Origin of the sequence: Chryseobacterium bernardetii (assembly GCF_003815975.1) — a bacterium.
GTDB classification, from domain to species: domain Bacteria; phylum Bacteroidota; class Bacteroidia; order Flavobacteriales; family Weeksellaceae; genus Chryseobacterium; species Chryseobacterium bernardetii.
On sequence record NZ_CP033932.1, the window covers coordinates 2,337,501 to 2,355,403 of the forward strand.

The window sequence follows — 17,903 nt, forward strand, 5'->3', positions numbered from 1 at the left end:
AGGTAAAAGACAACAGAACAAGAACTGTTCAGCCAAGTGGAGCAGTAAAAGGTTTTGGACAGATTATAGGAAATTCTCCATTAATCCTGCATGCTAAGAAGCTGGCCGAAAAAGTGGCATTAACAGATGCTGCAGTACTTTTAACGGGCGAAACAGGAACGGGCAAAGAAGTTTTTGCCAATGCCATCCATGAAGGAAGCGAAAGGAAGAAACATACTTTCGTGGCTATTAACTGCTCTGCTTTTAGTAAAGAAATCCTGGAAAGTGAGCTTTTTGGCCATAAACAGGGAGCTTTTACAGGAGCTTTAAAAGATAAGAAAGGTTTAATTGAAGAAGCCAATGGCGGGACTCTGTTCCTTGATGAGATTGGTGAAATGCCTATAGAACTTCAGGCTAAGCTGCTTAGAGTGCTGGAAACAGGAGAGTTTATTAAAATGGGAGAAACCAAGGTCTCCAAATCTGATTTCAGGCTGATCGCCGCTACCAATAGAAATCTGGAAGATGAAATAAGACAGGGTAACTTCAGAGAGGATCTTTATTTCAGACTGAATGTTTTTGAAATTACACTTCCGGCCTTAAGAGAAAGAAAAGAAGATCTGAAAATGCTGGCAAAAAATTTTGTTGATTTATTTTCAAATAAACTGCATCTGCCATCTATCCAGGTTTTACCGGAGTATTATAAAGCGCTTGAAAAGAATGACTGGAAAGGAAATATCAGAGAACTGAGAAATGCTGTAGAACGCAGTCTGATCCTGATGAATGACAATATCCTGGATGCAGAAAGTCTTCCTCATTACTCAGAAAAGCCTGTTCAGGAGAGTGATTCTTTGAGTATGAGATCACTGGAAAAAGTTCATATCCAAAAAGTTCTGCAATACACAAAAGGGAATAAGGCAGAAGCGGCCAGACTCCTTGAGATCGGAATTGCTACACTATATCGTAAACTCGATGAATACGGACTGAAATAAGTCTTTATCATTTTAATAAAGAGCCTATCATTTTGATAGGCTTTTCTGTTTTTATAGACGCAGTATTTTAATGTTAACTTGTTGTTTTATAGTGAGTTGTTTTGTTTTGTGGAGAATTGGACCTTCTTTTGGCATATAGTCTCTGAATAAAATATTTAAAAATGACAATTTCAAGAAAAACGTTTAAAAAACGGGAGCATACTACTTTTAGTCTGCTGATTGTATCGTACGTATTGTTTACTCTTTTAACTCTAATAATAAAGATATGATGCTGATAAGTTTAATTCTGCTCTTTGCAGTATTGTTCTGGCTGCTATATAAATCAGTTGAATTTTTTGATAGAATATAAAATTATGTGGAGTTTATTTTTCCTTTCAATACTTGCCTTTGCGTATATCTGTTATGTTTTAATGAAACCTGAAAAATTTTAAAGACGATGAATACAGAAATTTTAGGCATCATAGCCATGTTTGCTATTACATTAGTTATCGGAATATTTTTAGGTAAATATATTGCTAATGTTTATGGATACAAGAAAACCTTTTTAGATCCGGTTTTTCAGCCGATTGAAAAGTTAATTTATAAAATATCGGGAATCAATCCCAATCGCCAGATGAACTGGAAGCAGAATATGTATGCGATGCTGGCGATTAATCTGGTTTGGTTTATCATAGGCTTTATTCTTTTGATGACTCAGGCCTGGTTACCTTTAAACCCCGATGGAAACCCGAATATGTCACCCGATCTGGCTTTCAATACAACCATTTCATTTTTAGTAAATTGTAATTTACAGCACTATTCAGGAGAAACGGGAGTAAGCTACCTGAGCCAGCTTTATCTGATGTTCTTACAGTTTGTAACAGCAGCAACGGGAATGGCTGCTATGGCTGTTCTTTTTAAAGCTTTCAAAGAAAAAACAGCTACAGAACTTGGAAATTTTTATGACTATTTCACCAAGTCAATGATTAGAATTTTACTTCCGATCAGTGTGTTGGTTGCTTTAATTCTTTCTATTAACGGAAGTCCGATGACTTTTGAAGGAAAAGATCATATTACAACCCTTGAAGGGCAGAAAATAGATGTTTCCAGAGGGCCTGTAGCCGCTTTTGTTGCGATTAAGCACCTGGGAACCAATGGTGGTGGCTTCTTCGGAGCCAATTCTGCCCATCCGCTTGAAAATCCTAATTACATTACGAATATGACAGAGATGGTCACTCAGATGATCATTCCATTTGCATTGGTCTTTGCATTAGGTTTTTATTTAAAGAAAAGAAAATTATCATGGGTTATATTTACTGTGATGACCGTTGGTTTCTTAGCGCTTACCGTTCCCAATATTGTTAATGAGACAGGAGGAAATCCTCTGATTACAAAAATGGGGGCAGATAGCAGCCTTGGAGCAATGGAAGGAAAAGAGATCCGCTTCGGAAGTGCTGCATCAGCCTATTGGAGTATTGCCACTACGGTGATTTCCACAGGTTCTGTAAACTCAATGCATGACAGTACCATGCCTCTTTCAGGAATGAACGAACTTCTTGCGATGATGATAAACTGCTTCTACGGTGGCTGTGGAGTAGGCATTCTGAACTACTTTATTTTTATCATTCTCGCTGTGTTTATCAGTGGTTTGATGGTGGGGAGAACTCCTGAGTTCATGGGGAAAAAGATCGAAGCTAAGGAAATGAAGATTGCTATGATCGTTGCTTTGTTCCATCCGTTTTTAATTCTTGTAGGAACTGCTTTAACGGCTTATTTACCGGAATTTGGAGCGAAAACATTAAACAATCCAGGATTCCATGGTTTCAGTGAAATGCTGTATGAATTTACTTCTTCTTCAGCCAATAACGGATCAGGATTCGAAGGATTGGGAGATAACACTCCCTGGTGGAATATTTCAACAGGAATTGTATTGTTGTTATCCAGATTTATCCCAATCATTGGCCCGGTAGCCATTGCGGGTTTACTGGCCCAGAAAAAATTCATTCCGGAAAGCTCAGGAACATTGAAGACAGATACAGCAACATTTGGTTTTATGACCTTAGCAGTGATCCTGCTTATTGCGGCATTGTCTTTCTTCCCGGCACTCACTCTTGGGCCTATTGCAGAACAGATACAGTATTTCTCAAAATAAATTGTGAACATTAAAAATTAAAATCAATAGTCAACCATTAAGGATGCTGAATTGTTTAGGAAACCAATCTAAAACTTACCGAAACGTTCACTACATAATATTATCCATTTCTAATCCTTATAATTTAGTTTCTCTTGATGGTTATTATTGATTTATAATGATAAAACTCTTTCAAAAAAATGAAAAATCAATCACAAACATTGTTTCAAAGAGATTTGGTAAACGAAGCAGTTAAGCAGTCTTTCGTGAAACTGAATCCGAAAATTATGTTTAAAAATCCGGTGATGTTCCTGGTGGAGATCGGAACAGTGGTCATGTTTATAGTAAGCATGTTCAGCTTAACCGGGGATAAAACCCAGGGAAGCTTCTCCTATAATTTCTTAGTATTCATTATCTTATTTTTTACGGTCTTATTTGCCAATTTTGCAGAAGCTATTGCAGAAGCAAGAGGAAAGGCACAGGCTGATACGCTTAGAAAAACCCGTGAAGAAACACCTGCTAAACTTGTTATAGACAATAAACAGGGATTCCAGGTGGAAACTGCTTTAAAAATGTCTGCGGAAATGAAGCTTGGGGATATTTTCCTTTGTGAAGCAGGAGATCAGATTCCGATGGATGGAGAAATCATTGAGGGATTAGCAACCATTGATGAATCTGCCATTACCGGAGAAAGCGCACCAGTGATCCGTGAAGCGGGCGGAGACAAAAGTTCAGTAACAGGAGGTACGAAAGTACTTTCAGACAGAATTAAGGTAAAGGTAACTACTAAACCGGGAGAATCCTTTTTGGATAAAATGATTGCTCTTGTAGAAGGGGCATCAAGACAGAAAACACCTAACGAAATTGCATTAACTATACTATTAGCCGGGTTTACCCTTACTTTTATTATTGTAACCCTAACCTTAAAGCCTTTTGCAGATTATGCGCAGACTCCAATTACCATTGCAGCATTTATCTCACTTTTCGTTTGTCTTATCCCGACAACCATTGGAGGCCTGCTTTCTGCAATCGGGATTGCGGGAATGGATAGAGCATTGAGAGCCAATGTTATCACAAAAAGTGGGAAAGCAGTAGAAACTGCAGGGGATATTGATGTGTTGCTACTTGATAAAACCGGGACCATCACTATTGGGAACCGTAAAGCCACTCAATTTCATCCGGCCAACGGAATAAAGCTTGAAGACTTTATCAAAGCTTCTGCCCTGAGCTCAGTAGCAGATGAAACGCCTGAGGGTAAATCTATCATAGAATTGAGCCAGCTGAAACCGGAAGATCTGCTGGTTTCCAACCCAGCATATATCGATTTTACTGCTGAAACCAGAACTTCAGGGATAGATTTTGAGGAAACCAGAATCAGAAAAGGAGCTTATGACACCATAAAAAAACTGACTGAAAAAGCCGGGAATCTTTTCCCACAGGAAACCCAGGATGCGGTAACCAAAATTTCTGAAAACGGCGGAACTCCACTGGTAGTAGCCGTTAACGAAAAAGTATGGGGCGTTATTGAGCTTCAGGATATCATCAAAACCGGAATCCAGGAACGTTTCCAAAGATTGAGAAAAATGGGGGTAAAAACGGTAATGGTAACCGGAGATAACCCTTTAACAGCTAAATTTATTGCAGAAAAAGCAGGTGTAGATGATTTTATTGCCGAAGCGAAGCCGGAAGATAAAATGAACTACATCAAAAAGGAACAGCAGGAAGGAAAGCTGGTAGCAATGATGGGTGATGGTACGAATGATGCTCCGGCATTAGCTCAGGCTGATGTGGGGGTTGCAATGAACAGCGGAACTCAAGCAGCAAAAGAAGCGGGAAACATGGTAGACCTTGATAATGACCCAACCAAACTTATTGAGATCGTAGAGATTGGTAAGCAGCTATTGATGACCCGTGGAACCTTAACGACCTTCAGTATTGCCAATGACGTTGCGAAATACTTTGCCATTATTCCGGCTCTGTTTATTACTTTTATTCCGTCATTGCAGAAATTGAATATCATGAATCTTCACAGCCCGGAAACAGCCATTTTATCAGCGGTTATTTTCAATGCGGTGATTATTCCTTTCCTGATCCCATTAGCTTTAAAAGGGGTGGCATACAAACCGATTGGTGCAAGTGCCTTGTTGAGAAGGAATCTTTTGATCTATGGCTTGGGAGGTGTTATTGTCCCTTTCATCGGAATCAAAATTATTGATATAGTGATTAGTTTATTCTATTAAAATTTTAAAAATGAAAAATCATATCGTTTCAGCATTCAGACTCACTTTGGTAATGCTGGCAGTTGTAGGGATTTATCTGATTGTTGTGTACGGAGGATCAAAGATATTGCCTAATCAGGGAAATGCGGAGATCATTAATTATAAAGGGCAAAAGTTCTATGCCAATGTTGGCCAGGAATTTAAATCTGAAAAATACTTCCAGGGCCGCCCATCTTCTGTTAATTATAATGCAGCGGGAAGCGGAGGCAGCAATAAAGGACCTAGCAATGAAGAATATCTGGAAACTGTACAGAAAAGAATAGATACATTAAAACTACAGAATCCGGAAATGGCAAGCGCTAAAGTACCTGTAGAGCTCGTTACGGCAAGCGGAAGCGGACTGGATCCTGATATTTCGGAAGAAGGAGCTTTATACCAGGCCAAAAGAATTGCCAAAATCAGGAATCTTTCTGTTGAGAAGATCAATACTTTAATTAAAGATCAGACTCAGAAGCCGTTTTTAGGGCTTTTTGGACCTTCAAAAGTGAATGTGCTAAAGCTTAATATTGCTTTAGATCAAATAAAATAATCTAATAATCTTGAATAAACCATGTCAGGATTTTAAACCTTGACATGGTTTACAAGTAATACTTTACAATTAACGTGAAAAAATATACAGTTATAGGAATGTTATTGGGAATTTTTTTCTCAAAAGCACAGTCATCAGACTCATTAAAAACGGAGCCTAAAGTTACATTTTCGGCATATGCAGAGCTCTTTTATACCTATGATTTTAATGAACCGGGAAATCATCTCCGCCAAAATTTTTTATACTCCTACAACAGGCATAATGAAGTAAATCTTAATTTAGGATTGATAAAAGCCAATTATCAGAGTGAGAATATCAGAGCCAACCTTGCATTAATGGGCGGAACTTATGCACAGGACAATATGGCGGCAGAACAGGAAGCTTTACGATATATCAACGAAGCGAACATAGGAATCAAAATATCTAAAAATAAAAACCTTTGGATTGATGCCGGGATCATGCCTTCTCATATTGGTTGGGAAAGTGCCATAGGAAGAGATAATATCAACCTGACAAGAAGCTTTGCCGCTGAAAATTCGCCTTATTTTGAGACGGGCGCCAAGGTTTCCTATACTTCAGATAATGGAAAATGGTTTGTAAGCGGATTGGTTCTGAATGGCTGGCAGCGCATTGCAAAAGTGAAAGGAAACCAGAGTATTTCTTTTGGGCATCAGGTAACCTACAAACCGAATGATAAAGTAACTTTAAACAGCAGTTCATTTATAGGAAATGATAAAGCTAAAGATGAGAAAAGAATGCGTTATTTCCATGATTTGTATGGAACTTTTCAGCTCACAGATCAGTTTTCAGCTTTGTTAGGATTTGATATCGGAGCTGAGCAGAAGACTAAAGGAAGTGAACAGTATAACATCTGGTATAGTCCGAACATACAGATGAAATATCAGGTTGACAGCAAATGGGCGCTGGCCGGAAGACTGGAATATTACAATGATAAAAATGGAGTGATTATCAGTACGGGAACACCTAACGGTTTTCAAACTTTCGGATATTCATTGAATGTAGATTATGCTATATTTAAAAATGTAGTTTTTCGTACTGAAGCAAGAGGATTTACTTCTAAGGATGCGATTTTTGCGAAAAATGATGATTTCAGAAAAGGAAACTTCTTTGTAACAACAAGTTTGGCAGTTTGGTTTTAACCAGGAAAAAAAGTGTTCAAAATAAAACTTAAAAGAATCAAATCAATGTCATCAGCAAAACATTTTTTAGAACTCATTCAAAAGTCCCGGAAAGGGAAGTTCAAAATTTACATAGGAATGAGTGCCGGTGTTGGGAAAACTTTCCGAATGCTGCAGGAAGCCCATTCTCTCTTACGGAACGGCATTGATGTGAAGATTGGTTATATAGAAACCCACGGCCGTGAAGAAACGGTAGCGTTGGTAGATGGAATTCCGGAAATTGAAAGGAAATCAGTCTTTTATAAAGGTAAAAACCTGGAGGAAATGGACCTCCAGGCTATTATCAATGAGCACCCGGAAGTAGTTCTTGTGGATGAGCTGGCTCATACCAATGTGGAAGGATCCAAAAATAAAAAGAGATGGCAGGATGTGCTGGAGATCCTAGACAATGGAATTAACGTTATCAGTGCTATGAATATACAGCATATCGAAAGCCTGAATGAAGAAGTAAAAAAGATTACAGGTGTTGAAGTTGCTGAGCGTGTACCGGACAAAATTTTAGCCTTAGCTGATGAAGTTGTTAATATTGATCTTACAGCTGATGAGCTGCTCACCCGGTTAAAAGAAGGAAAAATCTATAAGAAGGAGAAAATTCATACGGCCTTAAGCAATTTTTTCCAGAGCGGTCATATTCTTCAGCTCCGTGAGCTTGCTTTAAAAGAAGTGGCAACTCACGTGGAGAGGAAGGTAGAAACTGAAATTAAAACAGAGAATTTTAAACCTATCAAATTCCTGGCTTGCATCAGCAGTAATGAAAAGATTGCTAAAACCATTATCAGGAAAACAGCCAGGCTGGCAAGCTATTATAACAGCCCATGGACGGTTCTCTATATTCAGAAACCTTCAGAAAATCCTGAAAAAATAGCGCTGGACAAGCAGCGGTATTTGATTAATAATTTTAATTTAGCACAGGAATTGGGAGCCAAAGTTGTCAGGATCAAGGAAAGCAGTGTTCATAACGGCATCCTTGAATATGTGATTGCCCATAACATCACCACAGTCTGTATAGGGAAACCCCATGCAAAGCTCTGGCAGCGTCTGTTCGGTTACAGCTGGATTTATACATTGATGAACAGGCTGAATGAAAGACAGATAGATATTATTATTTTATCTTAAAAGTAATATGAAACTTAAAACAAAACTTACCTTAGGTGTCGGCCTTTTATTTCTACTGATCGTTCTGCTTTCAGTAATAGGTTCTGTATATATTAATAAGCTGAAATCTGATACAGAAAAAATTCTTACGGCTAATTATAACAGCCTAGAATTTTCTAAAAATATGCTCCTGGCACTGGATCATATCAGTACAGACAGTGTGGTGGCCATAGCAGATTTTCAGAAGAACAATAAGCTGCAGGAAAAAAACCTTACGGAATTTGGAGAAAAAGAAGCAACTCAAAATCTGAATCTGCATTTCAATAGCTATTTAAAAGAGCCTACCGCCAATAAAGAGAAGCTGATCCGGGAAGATCTGGCCAGAATCATGTCTTTAAATATGAAAGGGATTGAACGTAAAAGTGATATTGCCATTATTACAGCCGGAAATGCTACTTTCTGGATCGTCAGTCTGGGAACGGTTTGTTTTCTGATTGCTTTTATTTTGCTTTTTAATCTGCCTCAGACCATTGCAGAGCCCATCAATCAGCTAACTTTCAGTATCAGGCAGATTGCCGATAAAAACTACAGCGAAAGGGTACATTTTAAAGGGAGTGAAGAATTTAACAGTCTTGCAGACTCTTTTAACGTAATGGCAGAAAAACTGCAGGAGTATGAAAGCAGCAACCTTTCCAAACAGCTTATGGAGAAGAAAAGGATTGAAACACTGGTGAATAATATGCATGATGCTGTAATTGGTCTGGATGAGAATAATTTTATCTACATGATTAATGATGAGGCTTTAAAAATCACCAATCTTCATAAAGAGGATATTATAGGAAAAACAGCCCATGAGGTTGCCATTAATAATGATCTGATGCGGGAACTGCTCAAAAATATAGATCATCCTGTAAAAGATCCTATTAAGATTGTTAGAGATAATAAAGAAAACTACTTTGAACAGGATATCGTTCCTATTAATATTGTAAAAACGGGAGAGAAGGAGAAAAAATATATCGGGAAAGTAATTTTACTGCGAAATATTACCCCTTTCAAAGAACTGGATTTTGCCAAAACCAATTTTATAGCAACCATTTCCCATGAGCTGAAAACACCGATTTCTGCTATAAAAATGGGCGTACAGCTACTTGGAAACCAGAAATTCGGTGAGTTGAATGAACAGCAGCAGGAATTGCTGAAGAGCATCAATGAAGACGGGCAGCGTTTATTGGATATTACCGGAGAGCTCCTTAATCTTTCGCAGGTGGAATCCGGAAACATCAGATTAACTGTTGAAAAATGTTCTCCTAAAGAAATTGTACAGACTGCCGTGAAAAATGTGGAAAAGCTGGCAGAGCAGAAGAATATTTTAATCCGTACCGAATATCAGCTGGAAGATACTGACTGGGTAACAGCAGATTTTGATAAAACCGTTTGGGTGATGAATAACTTCCTCACCAATGCCGTAAAACATTCCTTTCAGGATGAGGAAATTAAAGTTTTTGTGGAAAGGGTAGAGGATTTTATCCAGTTTAGTATTATTGATACGGGAAGTGGAATTGATGAAAAGTATCACCGTCAGATCTTTGACCGATATTTTCAGGTTCCAGGGGAACATCAGAACGGAACAGGTCTTGGGCTAGCCATTTCAAAGAATTTCATAGAGAAGCAACATGGAGAAATTGGAGTTAAAAGCTCTTTGAATAATGGAAGTACCTTCTTCTTCAAACTTCCCATTGCTTAAAGTTTCATATATTTGATTCCTGTCAAATAGAGACTAAAGCATATGAAAGAGCATCATTTTTATTCCAGTAAAATTAAAAGCCTGATACTGCTTATCATTTCGTGTACTTTTACAATAGTTCTTTCTTATATTGATTTCGGAGACAAAAATCTACTTATCATTGTGATTCTCTCTCTTGGAATTACTCTTTTTTCCTTTGGAATATTGTATTCGATCCTGCTGTTGGTACGTACCGAACCTTTACTGACGGTAACTGATAAGCAGATTATTGTTTATAGTATATTAAGAAAGCCTACATTCATCCGTTTTGATGATGTAGCTTTATTTTTTATATCAGATATGCGGCATCATGGAATTAAAACCTCAGAATACATTTGTGTTATCATGAAGAAGCCGAAGGAAAACCCAAATGTCATTGATAAGGTTTCTTCAGCAGTATTTCCTCAGTTAGAAGGAATTCGTTACAGTATTCAGACTGATATCCTGAATGTGAAAGCAAAGGTTTTACTGGAGCTATTGAATAGTAAAATCAGACCTTATAATCTGTAGATTTAACAACCTGATTTTAACTAATGATTTTTAAATTTGTGGTCAAATCAATAAAATGAAGAAAATCGTAAGCTTATTAACTGTAGTATTCTGTATAACTATAAGCATCCAGCTTTCTGCACAAACCTTTTCTTTAGAACAGTTTGCAGATTTCAATAAACTTGGAATGGCAGATTTTAAAAAAGAAATAAAAAGCCTTAATTACAGGTTTTATGACAAAACAGAAGGATTAGGATTTGTTCTATCCGAATATGAATCTCCTGATTACCAATCTAAAATCGGAAAGTTTGAATACGAAGACCACTCAGAAGACAGAATTGAATATGAATTTAAAACTAAAAAAGAATACGATCAATATGTTAAGATCATTTTGACCTCGGGGTATAAAGAGATCGAAAAAGGGAAGACCATCACCAAAGAATCTTATGTAGATTATTATAAAGATAAAGCACACATCAGATTGGTTACCCCTAAAGCGGGAGACAACAATCCTTATACAATTCTTGTTTTTAAATGAACATAGACAGTATTAAAATATAAAAGGCTGCGAATAATTTTCGCAGCCTTTCTAATTGAGAATAATTTTAAAATTACTGTTGTTCAATCAAATCCAGAAACTGTTGCTCGTCCAGTATATTAATCGTTCCAATATCCTGAGCTTTTTTCAGCTTACTTCCTGCTTTTTCCCCTACCACAAGATAGTTAAGGTTTTTAGAAACTGCAGAAATATTCTTTCCACCGTGTTTCTCTACCATTTCTTCGGCAGCTTCTCTGGTGAATAGGGATAATTTACCAGTGAAAAGGAAGGTTTTTCCTTCTAAAACATTAGATAATACCTCATTGGTACTTTCTCCTTTTTCAAGCTGAACTCCATAAGATTTCAAACGTTCGATCATTAATATGTTTTCAGAATTCTGGAAGAACTCTACAATGCTTACGGCAATTTTAGCCCCAATATCTTCTACCTGACAAAGTTCTTCAACAGTAGCGGCTTTTAATTCTTCAATCGTAGGGAAGTTTTTCACTAGTTTTTTGGCAACCGTTTCCCCAACATGCTTGATTCCTATTCCGTACAATACTTTTTCAAATGGGATTTCCTTTGATTTTTCAATTCCTGTAATGATATTCTGTGCAGATTTTTCCGCCATTCTTTCCAGCGGGAGAAGCTGTTCTTTGGTTAGAGTATAGAAATCTGCAGGATTTTCAATCAATCTTTCCCTGTACAGCTGTTCAATAGTTTCACTTCCCAGATTGTCGATATTCAAAGCTTTTCTTGAAACATAGTGAATCATTCTTCCAACCACCTGTGGCGGGCAGTGAAGTTCGTTAGGGCAGAAATGAATGGCCTGGTCTTCAATTTTTACCAGCTCAGTTCCACATTCCGGACAATGTTTGATGTATTCTATTTCTCTGCTGTCCTCAGTCCTTTTCTCTGTATTTACCCCAACAATTTTTGGAATGATTTCGCCTCCTTTTTCTACATAAACAAAGTCATTTTCATGAAGGTCAAGCTTTTTGATGATATCTTCATTATGCAGCGAGGCCCTTTTTACAATGGTTCCGGCCAGCAGAATAGGTTTCAGGTTGGCAACGGGAGTAATTGCTCCGGTTCTTCCTACCTGGTAAGAAACACTTTGAAGCTCAGTTTCCACCTTTTCAGCCTTAAATTTATAAGCCATAGCCCAGCGTGGAGATTTTGCTGTATATCCAAGCTGTCTCTGCTGTTGCAGGGAATTTACTTTTAATACAATTCCATCAATTTCGAAAGGCAGGTTATGACGTCCCGTATCCCAGAAAGTAATGAATTCCTTTACCTCATCCAGCGTTTTGCAAAGTTTTACCTGCTGGGATGTCTTGAATCCCCAGCTTTGGGCTTTCTGAAGAAGGTCCCAATGAGTTTCGGCAGGAATTTCATCAGAAATGAATTGATATAATACAGAAGAAAGTCCTCGTTTTCTCACCTCACCGCTATCCTGCATCTTTAAACTCCCACTTGCCGTATTTCTTGGATTCATGAACGGATCCAGGCCTTCTTCTTCACGAAGTTTATTGATCTTGTCAAAATTTTTTCTGGTTAAATAAATTTCGCCACGCATAAAGAATTGCGAGGGAAAATCACCTTTTAATGTTAATGGAATATCAGAAATCGTACGCACATTCGGAGTAATCTCATCCCCTTGGAAACCATCTCCTCGGGTTACAGCCTGTGTAAGCTTTCCGTTTTCATAAAGGATAGAAATTGAAGCCCCGTCATATTTTAACTCGGCTACAAATTCTACAGGCTCATCAATAGTTTTGATAATTCTCTTTTCCCAGTCTTCCAGATCATCAAAATCATAAGAATTGTCCAGAGAATACATTCTGAACTTATGCTGAATTGTTGGGAATACCTTTGTAATACTGCCTCCAACACGCATGGTAGGAGAGTTTTCATCATAAAATTCAGGATATTTGGCTTCAAGGTCCTGAAGCTCCTCTAATAACATATCAAATTCGTAATCTGAAATGGTAGGAGTATCCATTAGGTAATAGCTTTCGTTATGCTGATGCAGCTCTTTGCGGAGCTGTTCTATTTTTTGTTGAATGTTTTCAGACATCGGGTTTATCTCTTTTGAGCAAAAATAACTAAAGTAATTTCATTTAAAAAATAAGACAATTAAATATTACAGGAAAATTAATAATCTGTAACATGCTTCAATGCACTGGCTCTGTAGAAAATAAAACAAATGTTTAAAGTAATTTAACATATCGTTTCAGTTTAATTAAAAAAATGTTAAAACTCCCTTAAACAGAAGGCTCTTAAAGTAAAAATACCTTTGCACATCTAATTTGAAGACATGAGAAAAGTAAAGATTGTACTGGGGTTATTGTTTTTAGGGTTGGGAACAATGGCGTATGCACAGACTACGCAGGCTTCCATCACAGGAAAAGTAACCGGGCCGGGAAGTACGGCTCAGGAAAAAGTGAAAGTTACCATTATTAATGAATCTACAGGATTCAGAACGGAAACAGAAACGAACTCAAAAGGAGAATATATCTTTAAAGAAATTCCTTTGGGAGGGCCTTATACGGTAATTGTAAACGACGATAAAAAAGAAGGTTATAACGTAAACTTTGGAGATCAGGTAACCGTTAACATGGATTTGGGTGGCGAGAAGCATATTGAAGAAGTAAAAATTACCGGAAATCTTAAAAACAAAATCGGAAACCTGGGGGCTGCAACTGCAATCTCTGCCAAAAATATCGGAATACTTCCGGTAAATGGAAGAAACTTTAACAATCTTACAGAGCTGTCACCTTTAAGCGGAAAAGGAGGAAATCTTTCCGGACAGTTAGGTTCTTCTACAAACTTTACTATTGACGGGATGACTGCTAAAAACCCAACTTCTGCCGGAGCAACTACCAGCCGAAGTGGTGCCCCTTTCTCTATTTCTATTGAAGCCGTACGTGAATTCAAAATCACCACCAACCAATATGATGTTACCTTGGGAAGAAGTGGTGGCGGAACGGTAAGCGCTGTTACGAAATCAGGTACCAATAAATTTTCCGGAAGTGCATGGGAATATTTAAGAGCCAACTGGCTTTCCAGCCCTTATGACATTAGAGGAAATAAAAGACAGAATGATTTCTCCACTTCTCAGTTCGGATTTTCTTTGGGAGGGCCAATTATTAAAAATAAGCTTCATTTCTTCGTAGCATGGGATCATCAGTTAGATTCAAGACCTTTAATTATTGCTGATATCAGGTCTAAGGAAGATGAAAAAAGATTTAATACCACAACGGAAACACTTAATAAGTTTTTAGATATTGCAAGAGCCAAATATGGAGTAGGAAATACTCCTCAATTTGGTAGTTTTGATAAAGTAAGAAATTCTGATGCCGCATTCTTACGTTTAGACTGGCAGATCAATGAAAAACATTTATTGACCTTAAGAAACAATTTTACCTATGATCTTAATAAAAATGGGCTAGGTGATAATACCAATATCAATTTTTTTGAATCTTACGGGAATGATAAGAACCTTGACAACAGTTTGTTACTGACATTAAGATCAAATCTTAAATCTAATGTAACCAATGAATTGAAAGCCCAGTATTTATACACCTTCCAGAACAGTTATCAGAATGATGAATTAGGAAGACCTGTACCAAGAGCTATTGTTGAAGGCGTAGCATCAAGTGCCGGATCTACTAATATCCAGATCGGAGGACACCGCTTTGCCCAGGAAAGCTTTAAAAATAATGTATTCCAGATTGTAGATAACCTGTATTACAATACAGATAAGGTGAAATATACTTTTGGTGCAGATTTGATGTATACTACTTCAAAATCGGTTTACGGAAGTGAAGTTAACGGAAGGTTTCACTTCAAGGAAGATCCTGTAAAAAAGCTAAGCAGTCTTGATAATTTTAATAACCTTACTCCTTACAGATTTTACAGGGAAGTTCCTTTAATGGATGATCCGTCAGTAAGGTCTAATATCTGGAACATCGGTATTTACGGACAGTTCCAGACTAAGATTGCAAAAGGATTAGATTTGATGGCTGGTTTAAGATTAGACTACGGTGGTTATCCAAAAGCGGAGCTCAACCAGAAATTACTTGATGAAATGGGAATCAGAACAGATAATAAGATCAAGTCTTTTGTGATTCAGCCGAGATTCCAGTTTGAATGGAATATCAATGAGCAGAATAAAGATTTCCTGAAGTTTGGGGCTGGGATATTCTCTTCGGATATCAACAATTATATGATCATCAACAATCTGGTGTTTGACGGAAAGCATTTGGCTACAGTAGATGTAGATCCTGCAACAGTTGGTCTCACACCGGATTTCAACAGTTACAGAAATAATTACGGTACAGTTCCTACACTTGCTAAAGAGCAGATTCCTACAATTAACTATACCGGTAAAGATGCTAAGATTCCAATCGTTTACAAGGCGAATATTTCTTATACACACTTCTTTAATGACAGGTTCAGAGCCGGATTGGCAGCTTATATGGCGCTGGGGAGAAATAACTACTATTACTACGACAGAAACATGGTAGCTAACCCGTTCTTTACATTGGATAATGAAGGCGGAAGAGGAGTATTTGTTCCTACTTCAGCAATAGACGGTGCAAAAATCGACTGGAAAAAGGGAAGAATCAATAATAATTTCGGAAGAGTGCTGGAGCTGGTAAGTGATGGTAAAGTAAATCAGTTCTCATTTGTAGTGGATACCAGCTACCGTTACTGGAAAGACGGGGAAATCACAGCAAGTTATACCTGGTCTGATATTAAAGACAATACTTCATACAACGGAAATGTAGCGAATTCTGCAACACTGTCCACAATGGTGCAGGGAGATCCGAGAGACCTGAGAATGACCTATTCTGACAACCAGTTCCGTAATAAAGTGGTTATTTATGGTAATTCACCAACTATTGCAGGGTTTACATTAGGAATCAGGTATTCAGGAATTGGGGGAACGCGTTTCTCTATGACGGCAGGGGGAAATATTAATGGCGATTTTGTAGACAGCAATGATCTTGCTTATATTTTCCCTAATATAGCGCAATCTATTCTGGATGATCCTAATGTAGGAAAAGCACTGAAAGATTATGTGAATGAATACAACGGGAAAATTGCAGAACGTAACGGAGGGAAGAACGGATTCTATGGAGTTTGGGATTTACGTATTGCTAAAAAAATAAAATTTGATAAAGTGGGGGCCTTTGAACTTTCTGTAGATATCTTCAATGTGGCGAACCTGCTTAATAAAGAATGGGGAGTAAATGAATCGTATGGAAATACTGCTATGTACAAGATTAAAAGTTTTGATCCTGTGAAAAAACAGTTTGAGTATACGAAAAACATCAGTGGCAGCGGTTTGGCACCTTTATCAGGAAACCCTTACCAGATTCAGATTGGAGCGAAGTACAGTTTTTAATCAATAGTTATAGTTAGCAGCCACAAAAGATAAGATCCTCAACAAAAAGTATTAGCAAATACGGTGTTAAGACCTTTCTTTTGTGGTTTTATATTTCTCAATAAGTCCTATAATAACTATCTTTATCAAAAGTTTCAGGACTTTGTCTTAATTATCTAAATTATATTATGAAAAATTTTATCTTAGGGTTAGCAGTTTTAAGTACAGTTTTGATGAAAGCACAAACCCAGATCATTGCCCATAGAGGATATTTCCAGGCTCAGCCTCCAACAACGGAAAACTCCATTGCATCATTAGAAAATGCTCAGAAATTAAAAGTTTACGGCTCTGAATTTGATGTAAGAATGACAAAAGACGGAGTATTGGTCATTAATCACGATGAGCACCACGGTAAAATGGAAATCTCTGAAACATCGTTCAAGGAATTGGAAGCTTTGAAATTATCAAACGGAGAAAAATTCCCTACTTTAAAAGATTATTTAAAACAAGGGAAAAAAGATAGTTTTGTAAAACTGATTGTAGAGATCAAACCTGCGAAAACTCCGGAGATCGAAAAGGAGATTACTCAGAAGACGATCAAAATGATTAAGGATATGAAACTGGAATCCCAGAGTGAATTCATTTCTTTCAGTCTGAATATCTGCAAAGAGATCAAAAAGCTCGCCCCATCATTTAAAGTTCAGTACCTGAACGGGGAATTATCACCGGAACAGATCAAAAAAGAAGGATTGGATGGAATGGATTATCATTACAGTGTTTTCCAGAAAAACCCAACCTGGATTGCAGAAGCAAAAGCTTTAGGGCTTATTACCAATTCATGGACGGTAAATGATGTTGCTGTATATGATGAGCTGAAAAAGCAGGGAATAGGATTTGTAACTACAAACATTCCTGAGCAGCTGAAAAATAAATAATACCAGGCAAACAACAACCAATAATTTTCCAAAGTCTGTCCTTGTAAGGACGGGCTTTTATTTTATAGAATTCTTAAGTAAGATCAAATAATAATTCGTGCATTAGTGGCAAGAAATAAGTGTCTTTTATAAACTTAGCGAGTCTAAAACTATATTTGATTACGTTTATTTCTGTTCGTAAAGGGATTGAAATATTTGCGATCACTACGTTCAAAGAATCATAATATGGCTAATTTTAACCTCATCAGGCTCATAAACAATCAGCAGTATTTATTGTAACTTTATTCTAATTGCTTAAATATAAAGTTATGGAAACAAAGTTCAAAATAGGAGATAAAGTAAGCTGGAATTCAGAAGCAGGAAGAGTATCCGGAACCATTATCAAAATCCATGTAAAAGACTTTGATTACAAAGGATATACTCATCATGCTACAGAAAAGAGTCCGCAATATGAAATAAAAAGTGACAAAACGGATCATATTGCTGCCCACAAAGGTTCTGCGCTTACGAAAATAAGCTAAGCCGTTTTTCCTTACATTTTCTATTATTATCTCAGGGCAAGACAATAAAGATACACAAATAA

The 17,903-nt window shown here is 37.3% G+C and carries 13 protein-coding genes (1 of these 13 only partly in view); 12 read left to right on the forward strand and 1 reads right to left on the reverse strand.

Annotated elements, in window-relative coordinates:
- From EG339_RS10745 to EG339_RS10790, 9 genes are all read left to right on the forward strand, one after another.
- On the forward strand, positions 1–968 hold the 3' portion of the coding sequence (locus EG339_RS10745; RefSeq protein ID WP_123870184.1) for a sigma-54-dependent transcriptional regulator. It extends 358 nt beyond the left edge of the window; 968 of the gene's 1,326 nt are visible here — the last part of the coding sequence; the start codon falls outside the window, past its left edge; it ends in the stop codon at positions 966–968.
- 436 nt (positions 969–1,404) lie between these two features.
- Entirely contained in the window at positions 1,405–3,099 is a 1,695-nt protein-coding gene (gene kdpA / locus EG339_RS10755) for a potassium-transporting ATPase subunit KdpA (RefSeq protein ID WP_123870185.1), read from the forward strand.
- A 179-nt stretch (positions 3,100–3,278) separates the two neighbouring features.
- On the forward strand, positions 3,279–5,318 hold the full coding sequence (gene kdpB / locus EG339_RS10760) for a potassium-transporting ATPase subunit KdpB (RefSeq protein ID WP_123870186.1): 2,040 nt from the start codon (positions 3,279–3,281) through the stop codon (positions 5,316–5,318).
- Positions 5,319–5,328: 10 nt separating this feature from the next.
- Positions 5,329–5,886, forward strand: coding sequence for a potassium-transporting ATPase subunit KdpC (kdpC, locus tag EG339_RS10765; protein WP_123870187.1), 558 nt, complete (start codon positions 5,329–5,331; stop codon positions 5,884–5,886).
- A 98-nt stretch (positions 5,887–5,984) separates the two neighbouring features.
- On the forward strand, positions 5,985–7,046 hold the full coding sequence (locus EG339_RS10770) for a porin (RefSeq protein WP_123872661.1): 1,062 nt from the start codon (positions 5,985–5,987) through the stop codon (positions 7,044–7,046).
- 45 nt (positions 7,047–7,091) lie between these two features.
- Entirely contained in the window at positions 7,092–8,201 is a 1,110-nt protein-coding gene (locus EG339_RS10775) for a sensor protein KdpD (protein WP_123870188.1), read from the forward strand.
- Positions 8,202–8,208: 7 nt separating this feature from the next.
- On the forward strand, positions 8,209–9,924 hold the full coding sequence (locus EG339_RS10780; RefSeq protein ID WP_123870189.1) for an ATP-binding protein: 1,716 nt from the start codon (positions 8,209–8,211) through the stop codon (positions 9,922–9,924).
- 42 nt (positions 9,925–9,966) lie between these two features.
- Complete coding sequence (locus EG339_RS10785; RefSeq protein ID WP_123870190.1) at positions 9,967–10,473, forward strand: STM3941 family protein; 507 nt, start codon at positions 9,967–9,969, stop codon at positions 10,471–10,473.
- A 55-nt stretch (positions 10,474–10,528) separates the two neighbouring features.
- The gene (locus EG339_RS10790; RefSeq protein WP_123870191.1) at positions 10,529–10,990 is read left to right on the forward strand and encodes a hypothetical protein; all 462 of its coding nucleotides are present in this window, start codon (positions 10,529–10,531) and stop codon (positions 10,988–10,990) included.
- 73 nt (positions 10,991–11,063) lie between these two features.
- Here EG339_RS10790 and ligA read toward each other — a convergent pair whose 3' ends face one another.
- On the reverse strand, positions 11,064–13,070 hold the full coding sequence (ligA, locus tag EG339_RS10795; RefSeq protein ID WP_123870192.1) for an NAD-dependent DNA ligase LigA: 2,007 nt from the start codon (positions 13,068–13,070) through the stop codon (positions 11,064–11,066).
- 240 nt (positions 13,071–13,310) lie between these two features.
- Here ligA and EG339_RS10800 point away from each other — a divergent pair, with 240 nt between their 5' ends.
- The 3 genes from EG339_RS10800 to EG339_RS10810 all read left to right on the forward strand — a co-directional run bounded on the left by EG339_RS10800 (position 13,311) and on the right by EG339_RS10810 (position 17,841).
- A complete protein-coding gene (locus EG339_RS10800) occupies positions 13,311–16,406 on the forward strand; it encodes a TonB-dependent receptor (protein WP_123870193.1) in 3,096 nt (1,031 codons plus the stop codon).
- A 167-nt stretch (positions 16,407–16,573) separates the two neighbouring features.
- Entirely contained in the window at positions 16,574–17,320 is a 747-nt protein-coding gene (locus EG339_RS10805; RefSeq protein WP_123870194.1) for a glycerophosphodiester phosphodiesterase, read from the forward strand.
- A gap of 308 nt (positions 17,321–17,628) precedes the next feature.
- Positions 17,629–17,841: a hypervirulence associated TUDOR domain-containing protein gene (locus tag EG339_RS10810; RefSeq protein WP_123870195.1), complete on the forward strand. Its 213-nt coding sequence runs from the start codon at positions 17,629–17,631 to the stop codon at positions 17,839–17,841.
- The last annotated feature ends 62 nt before the right edge of the window (positions 17,842–17,903 follow it).